25 protein-coding genes are annotated in these 25,871 nt (G+C 35.3%); 8 read left to right on the forward strand and 17 right to left on the reverse strand.

Features of this window, described 5'->3' with window-relative positions:
* Positions 1 to 552 carry a hypothetical protein gene (locus A5821_RS03895; protein ID WP_086313260.1) on the forward strand — a complete coding sequence of 184 codons (552 nt, stop codon included), beginning with the start codon at positions 1 to 3 and terminating at the stop codon, positions 550 to 552.
* A gap of 40 nt (positions 553 to 592) precedes the next feature.
* On the opposite strand, the gene A5821_RS03900 is transcribed toward A5821_RS03895, so the two are convergent.
* Entirely contained in the window at positions 593 to 2,059 is a 1,467-nt protein-coding gene (locus A5821_RS03900) for a sensor histidine kinase (RefSeq protein ID WP_086313262.1), read from the reverse strand.
* On the reverse strand, positions 2,060 to 2,779 hold the full coding sequence (locus A5821_RS03905; protein ID WP_086313264.1) for a response regulator transcription factor: 720 nt from the start codon (positions 2,777 to 2,779) through the stop codon (positions 2,060 to 2,062).
* A gap of 150 nt (positions 2,780 to 2,929) precedes the next feature.
* Between A5821_RS03905 and A5821_RS03910 the strand changes: the two genes are divergently transcribed.
* Complete coding sequence (locus A5821_RS03910; RefSeq protein WP_086313265.1) at positions 2,930 to 3,703, forward strand: Cof-type HAD-IIB family hydrolase; 774 nt, start codon at positions 2,930 to 2,932, stop codon at positions 3,701 to 3,703.
* Between the two features lie 37 nt (positions 3,704 to 3,740).
* Here A5821_RS03910 and A5821_RS03915 read toward each other — a convergent pair whose 3' ends face one another.
* Positions 3,741 to 3,929, reverse strand: coding sequence for a hypothetical protein (locus tag A5821_RS03915; RefSeq protein ID WP_086313267.1), 189 nt, complete (start codon positions 3,927 to 3,929; stop codon positions 3,741 to 3,743).
* Positions 3,930 to 4,183: 254 nt separating this feature from the next.
* Between A5821_RS03915 and A5821_RS03920 the strand changes: the two genes are divergently transcribed.
* Both A5821_RS03920 and A5821_RS03925 read left to right on the forward strand, forming a co-directional pair.
* Positions 4,184 to 4,945 carry a threonine/serine exporter family protein gene (locus tag A5821_RS03920; RefSeq protein ID WP_086313269.1) on the forward strand — a complete coding sequence of 254 codons (762 nt, stop codon included), beginning with the start codon at positions 4,184 to 4,186 and terminating at the stop codon, positions 4,943 to 4,945.
* Between the two features lie 12 nt (positions 4,946 to 4,957).
* Entirely contained in the window at positions 4,958 to 5,416 is a 459-nt protein-coding gene (locus A5821_RS03925; RefSeq protein ID WP_086313271.1) for a threonine/serine exporter family protein, read from the forward strand.
* A gap of 81 nt (positions 5,417 to 5,497) precedes the next feature.
* Here A5821_RS03925 and A5821_RS03930 read toward each other — a convergent pair whose 3' ends face one another.
* From A5821_RS03930 to A5821_RS03950, 5 genes are all read right to left on the reverse strand, one after another.
* Positions 5,498 to 6,283 carry an ABC transporter ATP-binding protein gene (locus A5821_RS03930; RefSeq protein ID WP_086313272.1) on the reverse strand — a complete coding sequence of 262 codons (786 nt, stop codon included), beginning with the start codon at positions 6,281 to 6,283 and terminating at the stop codon, positions 5,498 to 5,500.
* Positions 6,280 to 7,167 (reverse strand): ABC transporter permease, encoded by an 888-nt coding sequence (locus A5821_RS03935; RefSeq protein WP_086313274.1) that lies wholly within the window; start codon positions 7,165 to 7,167, stop codon positions 6,280 to 6,282. Before A5821_RS03935 ends, A5821_RS03930 begins: the two co-directional genes overlap by 4 nt.
* Positions 7,168 to 7,185: 18 nt before the next feature.
* Positions 7,186 to 8,175, reverse strand: coding sequence for a tryptophan ABC transporter substrate-binding protein (gene trpX, locus A5821_RS03940; protein ID WP_086313275.1), 990 nt, complete (start codon positions 8,173 to 8,175; stop codon positions 7,186 to 7,188).
* Positions 8,176 to 8,611: 436 nt separating this feature from the next.
* The gene (locus A5821_RS03945) at positions 8,612 to 9,193 is read right to left on the reverse strand and encodes a GNAT family N-acetyltransferase (protein WP_086313277.1); all 582 of its coding nucleotides are present in this window, start codon (positions 9,191 to 9,193) and stop codon (positions 8,612 to 8,614) included.
* A 111-nt stretch (positions 9,194 to 9,304) separates the two neighbouring features.
* Positions 9,305 to 9,991: a hypothetical protein gene (locus tag A5821_RS03950; RefSeq protein WP_086313279.1), complete on the reverse strand. Its 687-nt coding sequence runs from the start codon at positions 9,989 to 9,991 to the stop codon at positions 9,305 to 9,307.
* 497 nt (positions 9,992 to 10,488) lie between these two features.
* On the opposite strand from A5821_RS03950, the gene A5821_RS03955 reads away from it, so the two are divergent.
* Both A5821_RS03955 and A5821_RS03960 read left to right on the forward strand, forming a co-directional pair.
* The gene (locus A5821_RS03955) at positions 10,489 to 11,607 is read left to right on the forward strand and encodes a 5-methyltetrahydropteroyltriglutamate--homocysteine S-methyltransferase (protein WP_086313281.1); all 1,119 of its coding nucleotides are present in this window, start codon (positions 10,489 to 10,491) and stop codon (positions 11,605 to 11,607) included.
* A 17-nt stretch (positions 11,608 to 11,624) separates the two neighbouring features.
* Positions 11,625 to 12,746 (forward strand): 5-methyltetrahydropteroyltriglutamate--homocysteine S-methyltransferase, encoded by a 1,122-nt coding sequence (locus tag A5821_RS03960; protein WP_086313282.1) that lies wholly within the window; start codon positions 11,625 to 11,627, stop codon positions 12,744 to 12,746.
* Between the two features lie 167 nt (positions 12,747 to 12,913).
* Here the strand turns inward: A5821_RS03960 and A5821_RS03965 are convergent, their stop codons facing one another.
* Positions 12,914 to 13,858 (reverse strand): PEP phosphonomutase, encoded by a 945-nt coding sequence (locus A5821_RS03965; protein WP_086313284.1) that lies wholly within the window; start codon positions 13,856 to 13,858, stop codon positions 12,914 to 12,916.
* Between the two features lie 299 nt (positions 13,859 to 14,157).
* Here A5821_RS03965 and efbA point away from each other — a divergent pair, with 299 nt between their 5' ends.
* Positions 14,158 to 15,864: a fibronectin-binding protein EfbA gene (efbA, locus tag A5821_RS03970; RefSeq protein ID WP_086313285.1), complete on the forward strand. Its 1,707-nt coding sequence runs from the start codon at positions 14,158 to 14,160 to the stop codon at positions 15,862 to 15,864.
* 19 nt (positions 15,865 to 15,883) lie between these two features.
* Here the strand turns inward: efbA and A5821_RS03975 are convergent, their stop codons facing one another.
* A complete protein-coding gene (locus A5821_RS03975; RefSeq protein WP_086313287.1) occupies positions 15,884 to 17,698 on the reverse strand; it encodes a penicillin-binding transpeptidase domain-containing protein in 1,815 nt (604 codons plus the stop codon).
* A gap of 274 nt (positions 17,699 to 17,972) precedes the next feature.
* Positions 17,973 to 19,421 (reverse strand): DEAD/DEAH box helicase, encoded by a 1,449-nt coding sequence (locus A5821_RS03980; RefSeq protein ID WP_086313289.1) that lies wholly within the window; start codon positions 19,419 to 19,421, stop codon positions 17,973 to 17,975.
* A 274-nt stretch (positions 19,422 to 19,695) separates the two neighbouring features.
* Here A5821_RS03980 and A5821_RS03985 point away from each other — a divergent pair, with 274 nt between their 5' ends.
* Complete coding sequence (locus tag A5821_RS03985; protein ID WP_086313290.1) at positions 19,696 to 20,334, forward strand: DUF998 domain-containing protein; 639 nt, start codon at positions 19,696 to 19,698, stop codon at positions 20,332 to 20,334.
* Between the two features lie 357 nt (positions 20,335 to 20,691).
* On the opposite strand, the gene A5821_RS03990 is transcribed toward A5821_RS03985, so the two are convergent.
* The 6 genes from A5821_RS03990 to A5821_RS04015 all read right to left on the reverse strand — a co-directional run bounded on the left by A5821_RS03990 (position 20,692) and on the right by A5821_RS04015 (position 25,871).
* Complete coding sequence (locus A5821_RS03990; protein WP_086313292.1) at positions 20,692 to 22,434, reverse strand: class I mannose-6-phosphate isomerase; 1,743 nt, start codon at positions 22,432 to 22,434, stop codon at positions 20,692 to 20,694.
* Complete coding sequence (locus tag A5821_RS03995; protein WP_086313293.1) at positions 22,409 to 22,960, reverse strand: glucose-6-phosphate isomerase family protein; 552 nt, start codon at positions 22,958 to 22,960, stop codon at positions 22,409 to 22,411. Before A5821_RS03995 ends, A5821_RS03990 begins: the two co-directional genes overlap by 26 nt.
* Positions 22,961 to 22,974: 14 nt before the next feature.
* Complete coding sequence (locus A5821_RS04000) at positions 22,975 to 23,751, reverse strand: glucose-6-phosphate isomerase family protein (protein WP_086313295.1); 777 nt, start codon at positions 23,749 to 23,751, stop codon at positions 22,975 to 22,977.
* Positions 23,741 to 24,157, reverse strand: coding sequence for a PTS sugar transporter subunit IIA (locus A5821_RS04005; protein ID WP_086313297.1), 417 nt, complete (start codon positions 24,155 to 24,157; stop codon positions 23,741 to 23,743). Before A5821_RS04005 ends, A5821_RS04000 begins: the two co-directional genes overlap by 11 nt.
* 80 nt (positions 24,158 to 24,237) lie before the next feature.
* Positions 24,238 to 25,056, reverse strand: a complete 819-nt coding sequence (locus tag A5821_RS04010) for a PTS system mannose/fructose/sorbose family transporter subunit IID (RefSeq protein ID WP_086313298.1) — start codon at positions 25,054 to 25,056, stop codon at positions 24,238 to 24,240.
* 2 nt (positions 25,057 to 25,058) lie between these two features.
* Positions 25,059 to 25,871, reverse strand: a complete 813-nt coding sequence (locus A5821_RS04015) for a PTS mannose/fructose/sorbose/N-acetylgalactosamine transporter subunit IIC (protein WP_086313299.1) — start codon at positions 25,869 to 25,871, stop codon at positions 25,059 to 25,061.

Genomic DNA, 25,871 nt, shown 5'->3' on the forward strand with positions numbered 1-25,871 from the left:
ATGAATTTTCCTTTAGCAAAAAATTGGACTGAAGAAAGCTTCCAAGAACTATTCCAACAACAACATATGACGGTTGTTTTGGAAGATCAGAGCAGTATTCAAGCCGATTTTTATTTCCTTATTGATAAAACATTTGATATGAAACAATCTATGGCCATTGGTTTTATTCTCTCTGAAAATATCTTTTTACCTTACCTTTCAATCAGAGATAATCTATTTGTTGGTTCCTCGATCAAAGAAAAAGAGAAAAAGAAGATACTTAATGTGCTCTTTGACTATGTCGGACTTACCACAAGTATCTTAAACAAGTCTAAAGATGAATTAAGCGCCTTTGAACTAGTCAAACTTCAATTAGTTCAACTCTTATTAATCAAAAAAGATATCATCATTATTGACGATATTTTCCAAGAGCTATCCATTAGTCAAAGACAAGAATTATTGCCCTTACTTCAAAAAATAGCAAAAGAAAAACAGAAAGCCATTTTAGTTTTGACTAATGATATTCAAATTGCTGAAAGCCCATATATGGATAAAATCATCAAAATAGCATAAAAAAATACCAGTTGAGCAAAATCTGCTTAACTGGTATTTTTTATGCACCATCTTCTATTTCGACATCAGGGAATGAAATAGTGAAACTAGTTCCTTTGTTTTCCTGACTTTCCACACTAATTTTCCCTTTGTGTAAGCGAACCAACTGCTGAACGATTGATAGACCTAATCCTGATTCACCATATTTTGTATTTTTCCTCGACGGATCAACCTTATAGTAACGATCCCAGATATTTTGGACTTGCTCTTCTGTCATCCCAATACCCGTATCAGAAATCGTAATGATCGTCTCTAGGTATCCTTTTTGCAAATGGACCCGAATCTCTCCATCCTGAGTAAATTGTATCGCGTTTTGAATAATGTTGACCATAATTTGAACAAAGCGATCATAGTCAGCATAAACATCAATTGCTTCATCAGCTTCTAATATAAGCTTGTCATTGGCTGATTCTGCTTTTCCTTCTAACTGAGTAAGAATGTCTTTCAGCGTTTCAGTTGCATTAAATTTCTTGACTACAATACTGATTTGATTGGTTCTGATTTTTTCGTAATCTAAGTTTTCATTTACAAGCCTGATTAAACGAGATGTTTCATTTTGCATAAGTTTAATCGCATTCTCTCTTTGCCCTTCTGGAATCGCGTTATATTGCAATCCTTCCAGCAAACCATTGATCGTTGTCAACGGTGTTCTCATCTCATGAGAAGCATCTGCCATGAATTGACGACGACGATCCTCCTGACGATCGATCTCTTCTCTAGATTCTTTCAGTGACTCCGCCATTTTATTAAAGTCTTCAGCTAGATCATCAAATTCATCTTTATCATGCGTAACCAGTTTTACATCAAAATTACCGCTTGTTATCTCTTTTGTAGCCTTTCTCATGCGATTGATCCGCTTCACTTGGAAGCTGGCAAAGAAATAACTTAAAATCAAGCCTACGATACTCGAGATGATAAATCCCTTAAATAAATTTGCTGTGATTGCATCTACGCTATCAGAAACGTTTTTGGCTGGCTGGGTAATAACTAATGCACCGATGATTATATTTTCATTCTGGGCATTCGTCGTACTAACTGGCATCATTACATAAGACGACATGTTTTTATTTCCATAGATGTCTTTATTGATTGTTGCGTATTCTTGCTGGCCTTCCATCAAAGCGTCCCAATTTTCTTTTATAACGGAATTATCTAGTTTGTGTTGTGTATTTAAAGGATATTGAACTTGCATATTTCTGTCATAAAAAACAAATTGAACATCCTGATTACTTAAAAAACCTTCAAATAAACTGAATGATGTATTCCAGATATCTTGATCAGTCATTCCAGGAAGTCGAGTGATTGAATCCTTTGTCTTCCATGCCGATATGGCATACCCTCGAAGTTGCTCATAATTATTATCCTGCAGTGTTTTTTTAGTTAATTGGGTAAAAGAAGTTCCAACGATCAAAATAATTAGAATGATCACTCCCCAAAAAGCAAGTAATTGTTGATATAAATATTTCATCTAAGCTACTCCAGAATCATCAAATTTATACCCTACACCCCAAACAGTCTGAATCACTTGTGGTCCCACTTTTTCAATTTTTTGACGCAATTTTTTAATATGTGCATCTACGGTACGCTCATCACCAAAATATTGATAGTCCCAAACCATTTCAAGTAATTGTTCTCGTGAAAAAACCTGTCTTGGCTTTTTAGCTAAAGTATAAAGTAAATCAAATTCTTTAGGTGTGAGACCATCAATTAATTTATTGTCTAAATAAGCCTCTCTAGTTTTTGTATTCATCTTGAAGTGATCTGTTTCCACATCGAATTTATCATCCGAACTAGTTGTACCATCAGGAGCATGTTCTCCAATCTCTGAGCGGCGGTGCAAAGCTTTGATCCGGGCAATCAAAGTTAGTGGACTAAACGGTTTCGTCACATAATCATCTGCGCCCATTTCTAATCCGATTACTTGATCACTTTCCGAATCTCTAGCTGTTAACATAATGATTGGAACAGTATTTGACACTTTTCGGACTTCTCGGCAAACAGCCATTCCATCCATCGTTGGTAAGTTCAAATCTAGTGTGATCATATCCCACTTTTCTGGATTTTCTAAAAAGGCATCCAGCCCTTCTTTACCATCGTATTTAAAAGTAGCCTCCCATCCTTCATTTAAGAAAAACATTTGCATCATTTCTGAAACTGATTCATTATCTTCTATCATCAATACATTCATTATTTACTCTCCTCTTCCCTTCAAGTTTAACGTCATTTATATTATACTCTAAAAACCTGTCAGCACCAATAACTTCTACCTTTCTTCAAAAAAGCTTTGTCTTTTATTCAATTTTTGATAAGATTAAGGATGAAAGGACGTTGAAAATTCATGGAAAATATACAAGCAGTTGCTTTTTTTGATTTAGATGGAACATTATTGAATGAGAAGTCACAAATTACTACAGAAATAACCGATGCGATCAGTGCCTTAAAAGCAAACAATGTCTTACCGTTGATTGCAACAGGTCGAACAATTGTAGAGATTGAACATATCATGAAAGATAGCGGAATTGATTCTGCCATCGTTATGAATGGTCAGTTTATTCAAGTAGAAGGAAAAAAAGTTTATTCAGATGAGTTCACCTTTGAAGAGTGTTTAAAAATGTATGAGCATGTTAAAAGTTTAGGTCACGAAATCTCCTATTACAATGATCAGCAAATTTGGTGTTCTGGTCACAATGAGATTGTTCAAAGTGCCTACGCTTTTATCCATTCAGATGTTCCTGTAATCGATCGTTCTAGCTTAGATGGAAAAACAGTTAATATGATGCTCGTTTTATCTGAAGATGGCGATGAGCATTATTTAGAACATTTTCCCGAAATGACCTTTTATCGAAATGGTCCCTATTCAATAGATACGGTTAGAAAAGGAGTTTCTAAAGGAAGTGGCGTCCAAAACCTTTTTAAAACATTGAATTTACCAAATGTGCCCACTTTTGCCTTCGGTGATGGTATCAATGACCTTGCATTATTTGAGGCTTGCGATAACAAAATCGCTATGGGAAATGCCCGTAATGAATTAAAAGAGCGTTCTAGTTTTATCACTAAGAAAAATACTGAAGGCGGCATTGTTCACGCTTTAAAACACTTTGATTTGATTTAATCTTTAGTTTAAAAATAGAACTAAAAAATCCCACTTCTTATTTAGAAGATGGGATTTCTTTTTTATGTCTTTTTTGATGAACACAGATAACGGTTCCTGTCACTTGAATCAGTAAGAGAAAAAGTAAAATTGCACTTAACCCTAAATGTCCTTGATCGAATGTTCTTTTTAACAATACAAGTAAAATCAGACTACTTACTGAATAAAGTGACCATTGTTTATCCATAATATCTAGACCCCTTTGGTTTGTTACCTATAAGGATAGGACTTTTAATTAGAAAAAGCAAGGATCTTTTGGTTATCTGTGAAGTTTCCTACAATTTTTTAGTGTTTCTTTATAATTCTAAGGAAACTCTAAATATTGCACATTCAATTTTTTAGTGTTTTTTTCTTGTAAATCGCGCTATCCATTTCAAACAGCGAAAAAAAATGATACACTGATTTTACTGCAAATTTTTTATTGTAAGGAGTTTTTGATCCATGGATGAAAAGAAACAATCAAATATACAACTTATTTTAGATACTTGTTTGATGGCTGGCAAAATCATGACTGAAAGTGGTTCTGAAGTTTATCGAGTTGAAGATACGATGAATCGAATCGCTGAAAATGCTGGGCAAAAAGAAAGTGTTAGTTATGTTACCGCCACTGGTTTGTTTATGGGATTTCGTTCCAGTAATTACACCCAATTAGAAAATGTCACAGAACGCAGTATTAATTTAGAAAACGTAGCAATCGTCAACAATCTTTCAAGAAAATTTGCCAATAAAGAAATTTCATTGGAAGAACTTAATCTAAAACTTACTAATATCAATCATGAAGCGCCAACTTATTCTGTTCCTTTGCAAATTTTAGCAGCAGGAATCGTCAGCTGTACGCTAATGTATATCTTTGGTGGAAATTGGAATGATTTTTTAGCTACTTTTTTCATTGGAATGATTGGATTTACGGTTGCTTATTTTACCAAGGAATGGCTGAACATCAAATTTTTAGATGATTTTCTTTCTGCTTTCACAATTGGTCTGTTAGCTTATCTAGCAGTAAGATTCCACTTAGCTGGAAATATCGATAATATTATTATTGGCGCTGTCATGCCGCTGGTGCCTGGTGTCGCGATTACAAATTCATTCAGAGACATCTTAGCAGGACACTTATTAAGTGGGACAGCACGTGCTACTGAGGCAATCTTTGTTGCGGGTTCCATTGGTATCGGTATCGCAATTGTTTTTAAATTATTTATGTAAGGAGAAATGACTGTGGAAGTAGTTATTCATTGTATATTTAGTTACCTAAGTACAGTAACTTTCGGAATTGTTACAAATGTACCTCGAAAAGTTTTAAATGCTTGTGGTATCACTGGTGCTGTAGGCTGGATGATCTATTGGTCTACTGAAAATCTAGAAGCAGGTGGCATTTTTGCTAACTTTCTGGGTGCAATTGGTATTGGATTGTTAAGTATTTACTTCTCACGCAGAAAAAAAATGCCCATGACAATTTTCAATATTCCGAGTCTTGTCCCACTCGTTCCTGGAGGACCAGCTTATCAAGCTGTTAGAAATATTGTTTTAGGCGATTATGTCAACGGTGTCCATTCTATCATCAAGGTAATCATGACTGCTGGTGCGATTGCTGCTGGCTTTATGGTCACTGGAATCGTTGAACGTCTGTTAAAAAATTTATTGGATAAAAATAAAACGCCAATGAAAAATTCTTGATAAAAATAGAAAGTGTAACTTGGGAAAACCGTACAATGCATAAACGCATTGTGCGGTTTTCCCTCAGTTACACTTTGTTCTCTATTCAATTGAAATCTCTTCTGCTTCTTCTTCAAAGAATAACAGTAAATCCTGTAAGGTTAGTTTTTCTTTTTCTTCCTTGTTTAAATCTTTGATAATTTGACCTTTTTGTAATACGATCAATCGATTTCCGTAATGTAAAGCATCTTCCATACGATGAGTGATCATCAAACAAGTCAACTCCCCCTCTTTGACCCGTTGTTCTGTCAACAGCATCAACTGCTTGGAGGTTTTAGGATCAAGTGCTGCTGTATGTTCATCTAAAAGGAGCAATTCAGGTTTAGTCAAAGTTGCCATTAATAAACTCAACGCCTGTCTTTGACCCCCAGAAAGGTTTCCTGTCGGTGTGTCTAGATGATTTTCTAATCCATTTCCGACCTCACTACAAATTTTTGTAAACAGTGCTCTCTCTTCATTTATTTTTCGTAACTTCAATCCTCTTCTTTTCCCTCGATGTAATGCTAATAATAAATTCTCGGCAACAGTCATTCTTGGCGCTGTGCCCATCTTAGGATCTTGGAAAACACGGGATAAATATGAGGCACGCTTTTCTTCAGAATAGGCAGTAATATTTTGTTCATTGATAAACAAATCGCCCTCACTTAGTGCTACTGTTCCAGCAATACTGTTAAATAACGTACTTTTACCCGCACCATTACCGCCCAATACAGTGACAAATTCGCCTTGATTGATTTTTAGATTCACATGATTTAATATCACTTTTCTTTCGTTCAAACCATTATCGATATACTTTGTTGCATTTTTAAGTTCTAAAACTGTACTCATTTTTCTCCCTCCTTTTGTGGTAGAAAGTGAAGTTTCAATGCTTTTTTTAGTTGTGGAATCATTAAACAGGCTGCTAAGATCACCGCTGAGAAGATTTTTAAGTAAGTTGTATCAAACCCAAGTTTGATAACAGCTAGAATAAGTAGTTGATAAATAATACTTCCAACCACGATTGCCACCAAGCGTTCTGCAAACGTCAATTCTCCAAACAACACTTCTCCTATAATAATCGATGCCAATCCGATGACAATGACCCCAGTGCCTTTATTGACATCCGCGTATCCATCATTTTGAGCAATCAATGCCCCTGATAAAGCAATCACGCCATTTGATAAGGTTAAACCGAGTATTTTCATTGAATCTGTTTTGATTCCAATTGAACGCGCCATATGCTCATTATCACCAGTTGCAATATAAGCTTGTCCTAAATTCGTATTAAAGAAAAACAATAACAAACAAATAATGATTACAAGAAAAATCACACCTAAAAATACAATATCATAATAATTAGGTAAATTAAGTTGTAAAAAGAAATCTTGGATTTTTGGTTTATTCAACAATGATAAATTGGGTGTTTGCATGACATAAAGAATCACCGAGTTCAAACCCGACATCACCAGAATCCCCGCCAATATCACAGGGATCTTTCCTTTAGTAAACAATAAGCCTGTTACAAGTCCGGCGCACATCCCTGCCAAAACACCTAGTAAAGTCGCTAAAACCGGATGGATTCCAGCAGTAATTGCCGTAACACAAACCGCTCCTCCTAACGGAAATGACCCTTCCGTCGTCATATCTGGAAAATTTAAAATACGATAAGTCATAAAAATTCCTAATCCTAATATTGCCCATAACATTCCTTGTCCAATTGCCGATACTATCATGTTATCCTCTCCCTATGTTTATTCTATAATTTTTGCTTCTGATTTGATCTTTTCGGGTATGGATATCCCTAGTTTTTCTGCTTGCTTTTGATTAATAATAATATCACCCGTTTTAAAGGTATAAATTGGTGTTGTTGCAGGCTTGCTTTTACCTGACAAAATATCTGCTGTCATCTTTCCAGTTTGAACACCTAGATCAAACTGATTGATTCCCACCGTAGCCAGTCCACCTTGTTCAACCATTGTATCGACCGATGGAATAATTGGCGTTTTTGATTTATTGGCTTCATTGACTACAGTTTGCATCGCATTGGCAATGGTATTATCAGTAGGAATATAAATAACATCTACTTCACTTGTCATTACTTGAACCGTTTGCGCAATTTCGTTACTGGAAGGAACCGCAAAGCTTTTTACAGATAAGCCTTTTTTCTCAGCAACTTTTTTTGCTTCTTCAACTTGATACTTTGAGTTTTCCTCAGAAGAGGCATAGAGAATTCCGACTTTTTTACTTTTCGGCAATAATTCCGTTACTAATTTAAATTGAGCATCAACTGGTGATTTATCACTTACACCCGTAATATTACCTCCTGGTTGTTGATTATCTTTTACTAATCCTGCGCTGACAGGATCCGTGATCGCTCCTAAAACAATCGGTATTTCTGATGTTGTATTAGCAAGTGCTTGAGCTGCTGGTGTGGCAATTCCAACTAGGACATCTGATTTTTTTTCTTGGACTAATTGTTGGCTCATCGTGGTCAACTTACTTTGATCAGCTTGCCCATTTTGAAAAACAATTGTCATATTTTTACCGTCTTCATAGCCTTTTTCTTTCAATCCAGCTTGAATTCCTTTGTAAATTTGATCTAAAGCAGGATGACTAACAAATTGTAGTACACCAACTGTTGGTAGCTTTTGCTTGGCTGTTTCTTTCTTCTCTACAAAAAATGACCCAATTAAAAAAATAACGATAATAACGACAACGACTGATAAACGATTCTTTCTCATCTATTTTCCTCCTAATTTAAAAGCTGAATGGATTGATTCTGTCTTAACAGAAAAAAGCAATCAATGGCAGTATTTTTTCTGAAAGCCAGATAATACTTAATGAAACAAACTCAATAGCAGTAAATAAAAAAACAACGACAAATCCTAATAAAGGAGTGGTCGTTGTTCTATAAACAAAAACCACATAGATCACTTATCTATGCGGTCAAAAATTCATCTTGAAAAAGCCGACATAGATACAAAATTTAGAATTTGTCTTCTAAAGTTGTATCTATGAGAGTATCATATATACAACTATCTACGCCAGTTTTGCCATGAACTATTCAATTCTTTGATTGGTTTTGATAGTCGATTCATATAATCACTCCTATAGTTTTCTAATACAGTCAGTTTACACTAAAGAGAAATTGTTCGTCAAGTCTAAAAAAGGGCTAAACTAAGAATATTTTGACTTTTGAGTTTTTTTCAATCGTTTACGATAACTCCAACTATCCTTATTTTCTTGGAAAGGATAAAACCCCAAGCGTGTAAACATTTTTTGAGATGCTTTATTCCAATTAAATATTTCACTAACAGTAATAAAATTTCGTCCCAACCTTTTAGCTTTATAAATGAAATACTTCGTGACTGTTCGACCAATATGGCGATTTCTAAAAGATCGATCTATTACAATCGCATAGTCATCTTCCGCCAACCAAACATCTCCTATTATTTGAGAACGATCATTACTGATATACTCAATATAATAAAGTAAGCCATGTTCATTTTGCCATTCATACATTTGATTGATTTGTTCTTTCGTATATGTGATTTTTATTCCGACAATGTTACGCATACTGTCTGGATCTTGATACCATTTTAAAGACTCTTTGCGGAGTTTATCAAAAGGAATCAAACGAATATTTTCATTTAATCGGATTTTTTTGGATGTAGTACGATTGAAAGAGGACTCAGTATTAGGCTGAGTCCTCTTTTTTAATAAATCTGTTGCCAAAGTCCGCCATTTAGCGTTTGTCACGTCGTTCACTTCTTACATATACACGCTGTAATCTAGGTTTCAATATCAAAAGTCCTAATAAACTGAATAGAATAAATTCTCTCATATCAAGCCCTTCTTTCTAAAATTGGTTTATTGCGCTACTGAATCAGCTTCAACAGATTGATCTACTGTCTGTTCTACCGGCTGTTCTTCTTCACCAGTTGATTGTTCTTCTTCTATTGTTTGAGTCGTGTCAGTTGTTGCTTCTGTTGAAGTTGAAGAGGCTGGCGGTTGAATATTTTTTTCTACACTTGGTAGTGGCAACTGATTTAAACTTGGAATCAACATTGTTTTTATGTCGAGACTTTCATCAATAAGAACTCTATTTTTCTCTTTGCCATTTTCAAAAAAGACAATCGTCACATCATCCTTCTTAATTTTATAATTATTTTCAATCTTCTGTGCATCATAAACGATTGGGTAGATATAAATGCTATGATTAAATTCTTTCATTTGCTTAGAACTTTTTAGCACATCGATGATTTCTCCGTAAGTTTTTCCACTTGGTACTGAAAACAAAACAGTCATTGCCGTCTTTTCACTGATTTCTTTATCTGCAGTTTTAGCATTTAAAAAATTTGCTTTTTTTGTCAGTTTATCTTGATTCACTAAAGAATTGATCTCTGAAGCACGAATATTTGCTTGTACTTTAGGCACTACTATAAACAAACTTATAATAAATAGAACAATCACAGCTAAAATAATGGCAGTAAGCTTTTTCTGTCTATTTATAGTAGCCACAAAATCATCTTTAACATCAATAAAATTTTTCTTCATGTGTTCTCTCCTCTACTACTTATATCCCTATTATACTAGTAGTTCATTCCTTTGCCTAGTATAACAAATAATGCTCCCGTTATTTTTAACAAAAAATAGAATATTTTCTTTTAAAACATATATAAATATTAAAAAACAACAATAATAAAATCACCTGTTGACAAAATACGACCCCTAGCCTATACTTTCCTTAATGATGAATAAATTAAAATACGATGAAAAGAAGAGTACTATTTTTATAAAATTGATGAGAGAGTCTCGGTAGCTGAAAAGAGATAATTTTTGAAAATAGGAAGATGGTCTTTGAGTAGTTTATTGGGAACGCCCATTACAGCGTCATGGTATCGATGAATATCATCCGTACCTATTGAGGAAAATCTTGTAAGAGATTTTTGAATTAAAGGTGGTAACACGATCAGTCGTCCTTTACTTTTGCGAAAAAGTATTGGGCTTTTTTTGTATTTTTATAAGTCTAATAAAATAATGGAGGAACAATTATGACAAAAAACAAGCAAACCGTCCCTTTTCGTTATGATACCGTAGGGAGTTTTCTACGACCAGAACCCCTAAAAACTGCACGAGCAGCATTTGTTAATGGGGATATTTCTAAAGAGGAATTGACCCAAGTCGAAGATCAAGCGATTATCGACTTGATTGAAAAGCAGAAAAAAATTGGCTTACACGCTGTTACTGATGGTGAATTCAGACGTCGTTGGTGGCATTTAGACTTTATTGCAGGGTTAAAGGGTATCACTGTTTATGATTTTCAAACGACCGCTTTTGGTATCACAACTGATGCTCAAGGGACTTATGTCAGTGGTCCTTTGTCTTTTTCAAACGATCATCCTTTTCTAGACCACTTTCGTTTTACTCAAAAACATGCAGCACCAATTCTAGCTAAACAAACGATCCCTGGTCCTAATATGATCTTTTTAGATTCACTGATTTTGTCAAAACAATACAATGAAAATCCAATTTATGAGTCTTTAGAGGTATTTAAAAAAGACTTAATCAAAACATATCAAGACGCGATTCAAGCTTTCTATGATGCTGGATGTCGCTATTTGCAACTGGATGATACAAGTTGGGGCGGATTATTTGATGAACGTTTCCGTAAAATGATCAAAGATAATGGTCTGGATGCCGATCAATTATTAAGTGATTTCCAAGAAGTAACTGAAAAATCTTTAGAAAATAAACCAGCTGATTTAGCTGTTACCTTCCATTTTTGTAAAGGAAATTTCCAGTCCCATTGGCTTTATAACGGCTCATACGAAAAAATTGCCAAAAATTTATTTTCCATCAAAGCATTTGACGGTTTCTTCTTAGAATATGACGATGAACGTTCTGGTGGATTTGAACCACTTAAAGAATTGAAACAGCAACGAATCGTTTTAGGCCTAGTCACAACGAAAAATGGTCAGTTAGAGGAACCATCTACTATTATTAAACGAATCAACGAAGCCAGTCAATTTGTTCCTTTAGATCAAATTTGTCTATCACCACAATGTGGATTTGCGTCTACTCATGAGGGGAACCATTTGACTGAAGAAGACCAATGGAAAAAAATTGAACTTGTAAAAAATATTGCTAAAACTGTCTGGCAAGACGCTTAAAAAAAGGAGGAAACAAAATGACAAACATTAAAGAAATTCCATTTCGTTACGATCAGGTAGGAAGTTTTTTGCGACCTGATGCATTGAAAACAGCAAGAGAACAGTTTTTAGATAAAACTATATCTGCTGAAGATTTAAAAAAGATCGAAGATCAAGCTATCATTGAACTAATTGATAACCAAATTAAAAATGGTTTAAAAGCCGTAACTGATGGTGAATTTCGCCGTAGTTGGTGGCATTTAGATTTTCTTTGGGGCTTAAACGGCGTTGAACAAACAACACCCGAACATGGTTATCAATTTAATGAAGTAGAAACAAGAGCCGCTTCTTATCAAATTTCAGATAAAGTCACATTCAATCCAAATCATCCATTTTTTGAAGCCTTTACTTTTTTAAACGAACATACACCAGAAGGGATCATCGCGAAAGCAACAATTCCTTCCCCAACACTACTTTTCAACCGTAAAAGTGATACATTCACCTATGCGAGTTACACCGACGAAAAAGTCTTTATTGATGACTTGGCCGAGGCTTATAATCAAACGATTCTGAAATTTTACGATTTAGGTTGCCGTTATCTCCAATTAGATGATACTTCTTGGGGAATGTACACAGGCTTTATCGAAAATGCTAAAACTGAAGAAGAGATCAAACATTGGCAACAACAATGTGAAGCCGGCGTTTCTGTAGTCAATCAATTGCTGGAAGATTTACCTGAGGATTTAACAATCACAATGCATGTTTGCCGAGGCAATTACAAATCCGACTGGGCTATTGCAGGTCCTTATGATCATGTCGCTACTTATTTAGCACGTTTAAATATTGACGGCTATTTCTTAGAATATGACGATGAGCGCTCTGGAGGATTTGAACCGTTAGCACAAATCTATAAAAACGGTCCTGCAAAAAAGGTAGTCCTTGGTTTAGTCACTTCTAAGTTTCCTACATTAGAATCAGAAGACAACTTACGCAAACGAATTTCTGAAGCTGCAACCTACATCCCGCTAACTAATCTTTGTCTCTCTCCCCAATGCGGATTTGCCTCTACTGAGGAAGGGAACCATCTGACTGAAGATGAACAATGGGCGAAAGTACGATTAGTTGTTGATACTGCTAAATCTGTCTGGAATGACGCTTAAAAAACAGGTTAAGCCAAAAGTCGCTTAGGTTCGAGCAATACAAAAAGCGAACAATACGCTTTTTGTATTGCTCGCTTTTTTACGAAATTACCGAAGATTCTGACTTTTGGCCACCGTTTATCAAGTTTTAGAGTGCGTAACATTTTTTTGTTACTCACTCTTTTTATTTATCGATTCACCGAACGAGCCATCCGATTGATCGTATGACGCATTCCACGAATCGCAACCGACATTTCATAAATATTTTCAACTGGAGCTAATCCACCATAGCCAGCATAGCCAATGTGTTGAATGTCTACTCCACATATTTTATTCGTCAATGCAATTTGACGAATCGTTTCTTTATTTGCACTTTCTTGACTCGTTCCGATTGCTGACATTGTCAATAGATCATATTTTTTAGCAATTGCTACCGCTGCTTTCATATCTTCTTCTGTAAAACCTTGAACTGTCCCAACAGCAGGCATTAATAAAATATCTGCTCCAGCCTTTGCATAAGCTTCGACAGCTTCCGTCGATACAACCGGTTCATCAGAACCTGCACTATGCATTTTTCCAGCAATAATCAATCCTGAGAAGTTTTCTTTTGCGATTTTTACCGCTTTAGCAATCTCTAAATTCGTTACTCCAGTGCCGGGATTTCCAGTTAAACAAATAAAATCAATCCCCATTTTTTCGGCTTTTTGAATCGTTTCTTTTGAACTTGTACGACCATTACTAATTGTGAGTTTATCACTAAACATTGCAGATGAGTCATCAACCGGCTCCAAATTCACGCCGATTGGACGACCTACCAGTTCTTTTAAAATAGGAATTGGGTTAATCTTATTTTTTTCTGGATTCTGCCAATAGTTCATAACCTCTTCCATAGACATACCAGGAATTCCTTGTACGATCGGGTTAAAACAATCGAAAACATTTAACAGAATCAAATCTGCTCCAAATGCTGCCGCAACTTCGGCATTACTAATATCACCAGCTTGCGGGGACGCTATAACGACATTTTCAGACAAAATCGTCCGTCCTTCACTCGCTTTAATCGACTGCTTTAACTCTTCTGCTGTCATTTTTGCGACTTCACTGTAACTTGCACTGATCAATCTTTTTACCATTTTTGTTCCTCCTAATTTGAAAGTGTAGCAGACTCGTTCAGCTCTGACCGAAAAATAAAAAAATCTGTTTATGATGCTTTTTGTTACAGGCAGATTTTATCTTTTTTACGAAGAGCTAGCCCTTGTAGCTAGATAAATAACTTTACCCTTATTATACTAAAAAACAAAAGAAAGCGCAGTCAATTACTAGATAGATTCATCAATTTCACATTCTTAGGCTTTTATTCTCCCCTTCCTTTATAAATAAAAAGAACTCCGTTATAATAGTATTATTATGTATATAGAATTGAGGGATGTTTATGTCATTTGATGGCGTATTTACTCATGCAATGGTCTCCGAATTATCCGAGACTTTAGCCACAGGCCGAATTTCAAAAATTCATCAGCCTTATGAAAATGAAATTATTTTAGTTATCCGCACTAAAGGGAAAAATCATAAATTACTTTTATCAGCTCACCCAAGTTATGCACGGGTCCAACTGACTGAAATCGCTTATGCTAATCCTGACACACCGCCAAATTTTGTGATGATGTTGCGTAAGTTTCTTGAAGGTGCCATTTTAGAACAGATTCATCAAGTCGATAATGATCGGGTGATCCATTTTACTTTCGCAAAAAGAGATGAGCTAGGTGATTTACAAAACATTGTCCTGATCGTCGAATTGATGGGCAGACACAGTACAGTTGTTTTGATAAACAAAGAAAACGGTAAGATTCTCGATGCGATTAAACACATCGGTAGTTCTCAAAATAGTTACCGCTCTTTACTTCCAGGCATGGAATATATCGATCCGCCAAAACAAGATCAACCAAATCCATTTTTAGTAAGTAAAGAAAAAGTCTTTGAAATTCTTTCAATGACAAGTGAAATCAATGGAAAATATTTGCAAAGTCAATTCCAAGGCCTAGGTAGAGACACTGCTGATGAATTAGCTTTGCGTTTAAATGAACGTCCTAACGAGAAGATGCTTGTATGGCAATCATTTTGGTCTTCACTTACAAGTGACATTTCTCCTACTTTAACCTTCACTGAGAAAAAAGAATACTTTACACCTCTTCCTTTTAACTCTCTAGTTGGAAAACAACAAAATTTTGAGAATTTAAGTGAATTACTGGATGCATTTTATGGTGGAAAAGCTGAAAAAGACCGCGTTAAACAACAAGGTGGCGAATTGATCCATAAAATTGAAAATGAATTGAAACGAAACCAAAGTAAAGTGGTGAAACTTAAGCAAACATTAGCAGATACAGAACATGCCGAAAATTATCGTCGTGATGGTGAATTGTTAACCACATTTATGACTCAAGTTCCAAAAGGTGCTGAATTTGTTGAACTGCCGAATTATTATGAAGAGGATCAGTTATTGAAAATTAAATTAAACCCAGCCCTTACCCCAAATCAAAATGCACAAAAGTATTTCCAAAAATATCAAAAGCTCAAAAATGCCGTTAAAGTTGTTCATGGTCAAATTGAGCAGGCAAATCAAGAAATAAGCTACCTAGAATCCGTTCTATCGCAATTGGAAATTGCTGGGCCAATGGATATCGAAATGATTCGTGAAGAATTGATTGAACAAGGATACGTCAAAAAACGTGGTGTAAAAAAACACAAACAACTCAAAAAAAGTAAACCAGAAGAATTTTACTCAAGCGATGGCAGCTTGATTCTTGTCGGTCGTAATAATCTTCAAAATGATCAGCTTACACTTAGAACAGCTAAAAAAACTGACATTTGGCTACATGCTAAAGATATTCCTGGTTCCCATGTAATCATCAAAGATCCTGAGCCTTCTGAGAAAACTCTTTTGGAAGCAGCGAATCTTGCGGCTTATTATTCGAAATATCGCCTCTCAGCTCAAGTCCCAGTTGATTATGTTCAGGTCAAACATGTTCATAAACCAAACGGTGCTAAACCAGGCTATGTTATTTATGAGAATCAAAAAACACTCTATGTTACACCAGATGAAAAATTACTCGAAATATTAAAAACGAACAAACCTTATTAAATGGTTTGTTCGTTTTTCTTTAACTATTGGCGATTATTGCCCGTTCTACTAATTTATTTGCTACATCAGCGATAATAGTGTTAGCAGAAACACCTTGTAATAAAGGTTTTTTAATAGTCATATAAAATATATACTTAGGATTTTCGGTCGGTGTGATCGTAACGACAGAGTGTAAATATTCTTGTTTTTGATACTTACCATTCTCAAAGAATTCTGCCGTCCCAGTCTTTGCAGAGACATTCAATCCATCTATTGCGTATTCTTTCCCCATTCCATACTTAGGATCTGTGGTAACGTCTTTCATATATTCTAAGACTTTCCCAGCAGTTTCGCTTGAAATTGGAGTCCCCACGGTTTCTGGTTCAATAACTGTTTCTTTTCCATTTGAAGAAACTACTTTACTTATAATGTTCGGTTTCAGCATTTTTCCACCATTAGCAATTGCAGTATACGCCTGAAGCATTTGTAAGTGAGTAACGGAGATTCCTTGACCATAAGATGTCATTGCTCTATCTACTGTTGTCTTGTTCTGAATTTCTCCCGCAGCTTCACCTGCTAGACCGAAATTTGTACTTTGACCAAAACCAAATTTTTTAAGATACTCTTGCCACAAGTCAGGCATCCGCTCTTGAAGTGTCACCATTCCAACATTACTTGACCATGCTAGACCTTGTCTAAACGTCATCGGTCCATCACCTACACCGCTATTCCAGTCATTGATCGTTGTATCATCGACTTTGATATTTCCTGAATTAAACTGTTCACTTTCGTTAAATTTATTTTCTTCGATCGCACTTGCAATCATCATGCTTTTCATCGTTGATCCTGGTTCATAGACATCTTCTACTAAAATATTACTCCAACGAGCAGTATTAGGATCTTCTAAGCCTTTTCTTGTATCTAATTCAAATGATGGTCGTTGAGAAGTTGCTACTATATTTCCAGTTTTCGCTTCCATCAAAGTTGCCGTGATATGCTCTGGTTGATACTTCTGCGCAGCATCATCTAGAAGCTCCTCCAAATAAAACTGTAGATTTGTATCCAATGTGGTGTAGATATCACTCCCATCAACTCGTTTCTTCTCTTTCACACTTCCAGGCTTTACATCGCCTAACGCAGAGTTTTTTTCGTAACTTCTAGAGCCATTTTTACCAGATAGCTTATCGTCGTATGCCTCTTCAATCCCCATGACACCCTGTTCTTTTCCTTTTTTATCTTGTTGAGTGTAACCCACAAAATAGGAAGCAAAATTTCCGACTTGATACGCACGTTTTTTCTCTTCTTTAAAGTAAATACCTGAAATTTTTTTCTTATCTAGTTCAGTTTGGATCGTTCTTTTCGTTTCAAAATTCAAATTTTTACCGTTCGTTCCAAACTCAACAGTCGTGACAGTTTCTCCTTGATCATTGACACTAGGTTTTAATTGTTTTAAGGTTATTTCTTTATCTATTTTTACATATTTTTCAAAAATTTCAGCAATTGTCTCCCAATCTTTTTCTTGAACATACAATTTTTTACCGTCTAAATCTGTATAGTTTTGATCTAAAATAGCGTATAGTGAAAACGCACTAGAATCTTCCACCAATACATTGCCATCTTTATCGAAAATCGATCCTCGTTTAGCCTCTAGAATCTCATGAACTTCATAAAGATCTTTGGTTTTTTCAGAAAGATTGGTTCCAGCCACTTTACCTGTAAGTAAAATATAGGAAAAGCGAATTGTAAATAGTAAGAAAAGTAAGCTGGTTAAAAATAGAATAATGACACCAACTCGTTTTCGGTTTTTAGTGGTTGAAAGATTGCGTTTTTTAAGTATTTCTTTTATTTTTTTCATTCAAGCATATCTCCAAATTTTTTTAGGCTGATTTTTCTACGGATATTTATTGGCAGATTTTCAGCGAATAGTGTTCTTTCATTGTACCTCTTTTGCTTCCCCTCTTTTTGTTTACGATTCCCTTCTTAAACAAAAATTAGAGTATTGTAACAAAAAAAACACATTTAATTTTTTCAGTTTACGACTTCTGTAGTCGGTTCAAATAATTCTTCTTAAATAACTAAAAAAACGAGTATATGCTTCAATCCATATTTGAAGTATATACTCGTTTTAATTATTTCTTTCTTGCTACATGTACTTTTAATTGTTTGCCTTTGATTGTTCTTTCTTTCATCGCTTGAATCACAAGTTGACCTTTGCCATTTAGAATATCAACGTACGTCACGTTTTCTTGAATGGTAATAATACCGATGTCTTCTGATGTGATTCCTTCAATTTTTGAAATAGTTCCTACAAAATCAAGTGCGCGTAATTTCTTTTTCTTACCACCGTTGAAATAAACTTTTGTGATTTCTTCATTTACACGTTTGGCTTTTTGTTGTTTAGGCTTTTGTTTTGTTGTTATTTTCTTTTCAAAAGCTGATTTACTTTTGGCAACTAACTTAGCATTAGGTAACGTGATTGGTGTCATTGTTAATTCACCAAAGGATTCAATTTCTTTTTTCAACGTCTCTTCTTTAGGCGTCACGAATGTCAGCGCAAAACCTTCTTTCCCTGCACGTCCTGTTCGTCCTACCCGATGAATATAACTTTCTTTTTCAAATGGAACATCAAGATTGATGACGTGAGTGATATTTTCAATATCGATACCTCGAGCTGCCACATCTGTCGCCACAAGATAACGAAACTTGCTTTTTCTAAAGGCATCCATCACTTCAAAACGATCTTCTTGTATCATACCACCATGCAATTTCCCAACAGGATAACCTGCGTCAACTAAGAAATCGTATGTGTCATTAACTCTTTCTTGTGTATTGCCAAAAATGATACAAGTATCCGGATTTTCAACAATCGTCACCGCTTCTAATGCTGCCAATTTGCTTTCCTCAGATACATTTAAAAAAGCATGTTGAATTTTAGGCGTTGTTTTCTCTGTCGCTTCTATTTTTACGATAATAGGGTCATGTAGATATGAACTACTCATCTGTTCAATTGTTTTTGGCATTGTCGCAGAAAATAATAGCGTATTTTTTGCTTCTGGTAAGGCTGCAATTATTTCTTTCACTTGTTCGATGAATCCCATATTTAGCATCTCGTCTGCTTCATCGATCACTAAACAATTGATTTTTTCAAGAGGAAGTGTCCCTTTTAAGATATGGTCTAATACTCGACCAGGGGTTCCAACAACGATATGACTTTTTTGTTTTAATTCTGATTTTTGCTTAACATATGAAGCTTTTCCATAAACTGCAGTAGCTTTTATCCGTTTGTAACGTCCAATATTGATAAGATCTTCTTGCACTTGCTGCGCTAACTCTCTTGTTGGTTCTAGAACAAGTACTTGCGGTTTATTTTCCACCCAGTCGACTTTTTCACAAAGTGGAATACCGAAACTTGCAGTTTTTCCACTTCCGGTCTGTGACTGGACTAGAACATCTCTTCCATCCAGCACTGCTGGCATGACTGCTTGTTGAACTGGTGTTGGTGTTTGGTAACCTAAATCTGAAATTGCTTTTACGATTACGTCACTTAGCGGATAATCGTTGAAATTTATTCTATTCATCGTTTCACCATTCTTCTCTTGTATTGATCAAAATATTTTACACACGTTAGAATTCCTTTAGTGTGACCTTATTTATCATCTTAGTAGTCCAAATATTTTTTTAGACTCAGTTCCTTATTATCCATGAAAAACCTTTGAACTGCAAGGGGGTAGATTCCTCTTGTTCTTCTGCGTAAATCAGAAGCTAGTGGTTAAATCATTTTTTTCTTAAACGAACAAGTTGTATAGTATACTGTAGTGAATTTAAATGATTATAAATAAAGAAGGTTTTTTCATGAAAATGTTACATAAATATGGATTTTTTATTATGATCTTGGTGATTATCAGCGAATTTACATTTCCGTGGATTTTCGCAATTTTTTATCCAGGTTATAACCACATTACAATGCTGATCAGTGATTTCGGTGAGGATGGCAGCCCAACTAGGATCGGTTTTAAAATTTGGCAGCTGATTGATGGTAGTTTACTTCTTTTGACTATCCCTAGTTTCTATACACGTTTTAAAAATACATCAACATCCCTTGCTACATGGCTGAGTATTATGATGACTGGATTTGCACTTGGAGATTGTTTTGTTACAGCACTTTTTGATCGTTCAACTAACCTATCTAAAATAGATATTGAATCAATTGTGCATGATTACTTATCAGGAATAGGATTTATCGCACTTCTTATCGCTACCTTTATTTTGATGAAACTCTACGGTTTAGAAAAAAATTATTTATTTGTACAAAAACTTAGGATTATCTTTATCATTACAATTTGTTTTATGCTTTTATTTGCCGCACCTAAAATTCCTTTAGTAAACAAAATTCCGATTCCTTATCGTGGTCTTTGGCAACGTACAAACTTATTATTTCTCTATTTGCCGTTCTTTTTGGTAGCATTAAAAAATCTACCTAAGAAAAAATAAAAAACAATCACGATGATAGTTCGAAACTAAATCGTGATTGTTTTTTAGTACTTTTTCATTCAAGACTTTTCTTTTTTTTAGACCATACTCTATATAATGGTCTAAAAAAGAAGTTCATTTTAGAATTATAAAAAAACTGATTCTATTTGATCCACCTAGTTAACATCATACTTCAAAAAATTCATCTCCAACAGACAAACCGACCGCTTAAGCAAAAAGTCTTTTCGTTTTTTTAAAAATTGCTCCACCATCAAAAAAGTCTTTTGCAAATTCACTTTTTCGACCTCGTTTCCAAGAGTTTTTTTATCAACATGCTTTAATGACTAAGGTTTCGTACGTTTTTTCTTCATTCAATAGCTATCGCACAAATGCCTTCATCGTTTTAATTGTTTTACCCAAACTAGCTCCATACGGTTCAATATCATATACTTCGATAGTTGCAGGAATAATAAACGTCTGCGCATATTGAATGCGATAAGGTGCAAACTCATCTTTAGGACTCGTTACTAATGCTTCTTCCCCTTCAACCAAATTCAAGACATTTACACTCCCATGATTTTCATGGTGTACTTTTTGATTGAATGTATGTCGTCTTGTTTCGATAAACTCTGTTTCGTGAAGTCCTGTTTTTTCTTCCAACCAGCCTTCACCTTGTGCGATTACTATAAATGGATTGATCAATTCTTTCTCAACCCACTTTTCATCTTTGTATATGTCAATATTAGGTTCTCCATGGTCAATATTGACCGGTCTAGGTAAGCCATCGAAATCTACTCGATCCCAGTCCCAAAGCTTAAAAGTAAAACGATTTGGTGTCGCACTAATTTCTAAAATGACCGAATCTTTACCACTAGAGTGAATCGTACCAGAAGGGATAGAGTAATGATCGTGCTTTTTCATCACATGGCGGTAAATATATTTTTCATCGTCAAAACTTACTTGCCCTGTTTCAGCCTCTTTTAACGCATTGATCAGCTCTTCTTTTTCAATACCTTCATTTACACCTAAGTAAACAACTGCATCATTTTTGGCTTCTAACACATAATAACTTTCATCTTGAGTATAAGGAACGCCGAATTTTTCTTGTGCATAGTCTACTTTAGGATGAACTTGTAAGCTTAAATTTTGACCATCCATCGTATCTAAAAAATTGAAGCGGATAGGAAATTCATGCCCAAATCGGCCAAATGCCCTGTTCCCTAAAAGTTCTTCCCCAAAGTTAAAAATCAAGTTGTTCGCTGGAATCTCAATACATGTTCCTGAAAAATTTAACAGTAAACTATTTTCTTCTGGTACCCCATTAAAACTCCACGCTAAATTCTTTTCTTCATGTCCGATATCAAATGTTTTCTGCATCCATGTTCCACCCCAAATCCCTGGATCAAAAAAGGGAACTAATGAAAAGGGCTGAGAAACAACTTCTTTCAAACCATTTAAGTAATCCTTATAGGCAATCATTTTCGGTTGTTTTTCATCATGAATGTCTATTAAATAATCTATTTTTCCAGCAATTTTTTTCTTATGACGATCAGCTATTGGCCATTCAAAAAAATAGCCGCGTTTGATCATTCGTAAGGCATCTTCTCCTGCGTTATTTCCAAACCAATTACTATATTCTCCAGAACGGTAGCGTTTTTGGATCTCCCAACGTGCCAAATCGACGTAAATCAGTATATCTACATTATCGACAAGAGAAGCCCCTACACCGTATATAACTGAAAGTTCTTGTGTAGCTCTTACTTCATTCAATTTATCTGTTACGATCTTAAATTTTGCTTCATCGACAAAATCCTCAAAAATATGATGACTCATCAAACCAAAGATTCGGTCATCCGTTAAATTATCTTGGATTTTTTTATTTAATTCAGATGACTCTATGAATAGTTCAGCGGCATTGATAATCATCGCTGGTTTTAACGGACAAATGATTTTTTCTAACAAAAGAGTTTCATTTGAAACTGGATAACACTCGATTGCGATCGTTAAAGCGTGATTCTTATTTTTTTGTTCTAGTAATGTTTGGACAATTTCTTCATAAGATGTAATAACTGTTGCCTGATTTTGTATTCTTATCTCAGGTCGTACAATGGATGACTTCAAATTTTCCCTCTCCTTTTTTAAACACTCTGACTGGAAAATGGCAGTTTACGTAATCATGTCCTGATTCTGTTGACCAGCATGCACCGACTGATAGTTTTTCAGTACCGATATTGATCAAACGATGGCTTGTCCTTCCAGGAATATAATGAATTGAACCTGTGGAAACCTTCTCAAGTTCATAAGTGCCATCCTCATAAACTAAAAGTAGCAGACCACATCCTTTTAATCCCCAATAATATTCGCCTGTATCTTTTTTGTGATGCAAATGACCTTTCGTCATATAAAATTCCTCACCTACAGTGCCTGGCATTAAATGGGAGATCCCAAGAAACAAGCCTCCTTTTTGCCCCTCTTGTAATCCATTGTCATGATATTCAACTTCATAGATGACTTTAGAAAGGTCAAAATTTTGATTGTTTTCTTGATAATAATCTAGGTAACTTTCAAGCTTAGTTTGACTGGTTTTAATAGCCTTTCCTTCCAGACAAGGTATCTTTTCATTAAGACGAATTAGCGCTTTCGTCATTTTCCAGCTCCTTTCTACGGTTGAAATTCTGTCCATATTCTTTGATATTTCAATGGATCCGTCACAAATTCAAATCGCGACATTTTTTCTTCGTATTGTGTATATAAATTCTTTTTGGATAAGCCAAACTCAGGATACTCTCTGGCTTGTTTTATTTCTAAGCCTTCATAAACATAATGAGAATTGTTTAGCCATTTTACTACACCTTTTTCAACGATTGGATAATAAGCTAAACCTTGACGTTTCCTAATTTCTTTATATTCAAACGCATAGTCCCGAACACACCAAGCACCAAAGAGCATTTTTTTATTTTGAGAAGCATTTACAGTATAATGGGCCCAATTTGGTGGTACGATAACAATCTCTCCTGCTTTAGCTAAAATCGCTACACATCGTCCTGGTAAATCTTCAACGAACTCCTGCATGTAAATATATGCTTCACCTTGCCATATTTCATATACTTCTGGTGTAGAAGACTGACATGAAGCTGATACTGCATGGATATGTCCTTGACTACGGACCAGTTCATTGCCAATCAAACCAGCATTATATGCAACGATTCCATATAATAAATTACGTTTTCTCAAATCTTCAAAATGATCCTTTTTCCCCACATCCATTGCAATTGAATATAGAATGTCTGGTCCTTTTGCCTCTCTATCTAGCAAGCTAGCACAAATATCTTTCAAGTATCTTTTTTCTACTTTTTCAGGATGAAAAATACCTGAGCCAAATTGAAAGGTCAAGTCTGCTGCTTCCAACTGAACATCAAGCACCCTCTCAAAACTCATCCTCAGACTCTCCATCCGAAAAAATTGTATAATCTTGAATCGCTTCTTTAGCGGCACTTATTGCTTCGGGAATTAATTGTTCAACTGGTTTGACTGCACTTGATAAAACTAAATCCAGCACTAACGGAAGATTCATGCCACTTAACAACCTGACGCTACCTGTTTCTGCGAAAAAACTATACGCCGTAGCTCCTGGTGAACCTGAAGGAATATCACTTACAATAATTGTATGATCTACCTTGTTTTCATTTTCTAAAAAGCGCAACTTTTCTTTAAAATGCTCGATTCCTTGTTCATCTAGTTCTACGGCATAAAGCTGTGATTGCTCACCCACAATAAACTCAAGAGCTTTTTTCATTCCAGTTGCTAAACCGAGGTGACTTACTAAAATGATTCGATTATTCATTTATATCCTATCTCCTTTTGTCATTGGTTAAAAATCCTAAATCACATTTGAATAGTTGTGTTTATAGTATCCAATTGTTTTTAAAATAGATAAGCTAGACCAACACCCGCAAATGCGACGATAAAATAAAGCATAATCAGTTTCACTGGAGAAACATTTTTCTTCGCCATCAAATACCAAGAAAAGAAAATCACTAAAAGCGGTGCTAGTTTAGGAAAAATACCATCTAGTATTGCTTGAACATCAATTTCTGTTCCTGTTAAAGCAAATTTTGCGGGTATCTCAAGTTTTACATAAGAAGCTGCTACACCTCCAATAACTGTCATTCCTAAAACAGTAATCGCCTTTGTTATTTGCTGTGCTTTTTCTCCAGTAAATACATCCACAGATTCAGCACCAAGTTCATATCCTTTAAAAAAGAGATAACGAGAACCAAAATACATAATGCAGTTATACGCAACAATATAGAAAAGAACGCCTAGAATGCTGCCATTTGAAGATAACCCCATCCCGATTGAAAGTAAAATCGGAATCAACATTCCTGGTACCATTGAATCGCCAATACCAGCCAAAGGACCCATTAAACCAATCTTCAAACTATTGATCAACTCACCTGTAATGCCAGAATTCCCTAAAGCTTTTTGTTCTTCAAGTCCAGCTGAGATTCCATTGATCAATGCTCCAACTTGAGGTTCCGTATTATAAAACGCAGTATGGCGCTCCATCATCTCTTTTTTCTTTTCAGGTTCTTCACTGTATAATTTATCAGCTATTGGTTCCATTGACAGCGCAAATCCCATCGCTTCTAAAAACTCAAAGCTCATGGCAACCAAGTTATACATCATCCATTTGTGGTATGACTTTGTTAAGGTTTTTTTATCTAATAATTTTTCTGTCATTATTAAAACTCCTCCTCATCCTCTTCGTCAACTACACCATTTGGAGTAACTACTCCTTTTTTACTCGAACCTGTATAGTACAGATACGCGATGACACCTGCTACGATTGTTAGCGCAATCATATTTAAATTTAAAAAGACAATACAAACAAATCCTAATAAGAAGAAAAGAAACAGTGAATTCTCTTTAACCACTGCTGTAAGTAACATTGCAATCCCAATCGCTGGCAAAACACCACCTAAATAACTCATAACATCGATCAAATATTGAGGCATAGAATCCAACATTGTTTTAGCAAAGCCTGAACCAAAATACACAACTAAGAATGAAGGCAAGAAACGAGAAATAAAGTTTGTTGCTTGAGGCCCTGCAATGGCATTTAAGCGAAATTTCCGATAATCGCCTTCTTGAATAGCTGCTACCGCTCGATGATTCCAAAATGAGTTGACTACTTGATATAAGTTAAACACGATCGTACCTAGAACACCGATGGTCGTAGCCAAGGTTACAGCGACTTCAGTACTTGCATTTGATAACATCGCTAAAGCAATAGCTGGAAAAGCTACAAAGTTTAGATCTGCCGGCATCTGTCCTCCAGGTGTAACCATTGCAATATAGACTGTTTGAATTGCAACACCAATCAAAATTCCCTGTTTCAGATCACCTAAAATTAACCCAACGATCATTCCTGATACTAATGGTCGCGTAATTGTATACCATCCACCTGTCAAACCCAGTAGCCAAGGTGTCGATAAAGCACCAAGATAACAGAAGATCGACACCGCAACTGCTTGAAATAATAAGGTTCCATTCAT

It is taken from the genome of Enterococcus sp. 7F3_DIV0205 (assembly GCF_002141365.2).
Lineage (GTDB): Bacteria > Bacillota > Bacilli > Lactobacillales > Enterococcaceae > Enterococcus_L > Enterococcus_L palustris.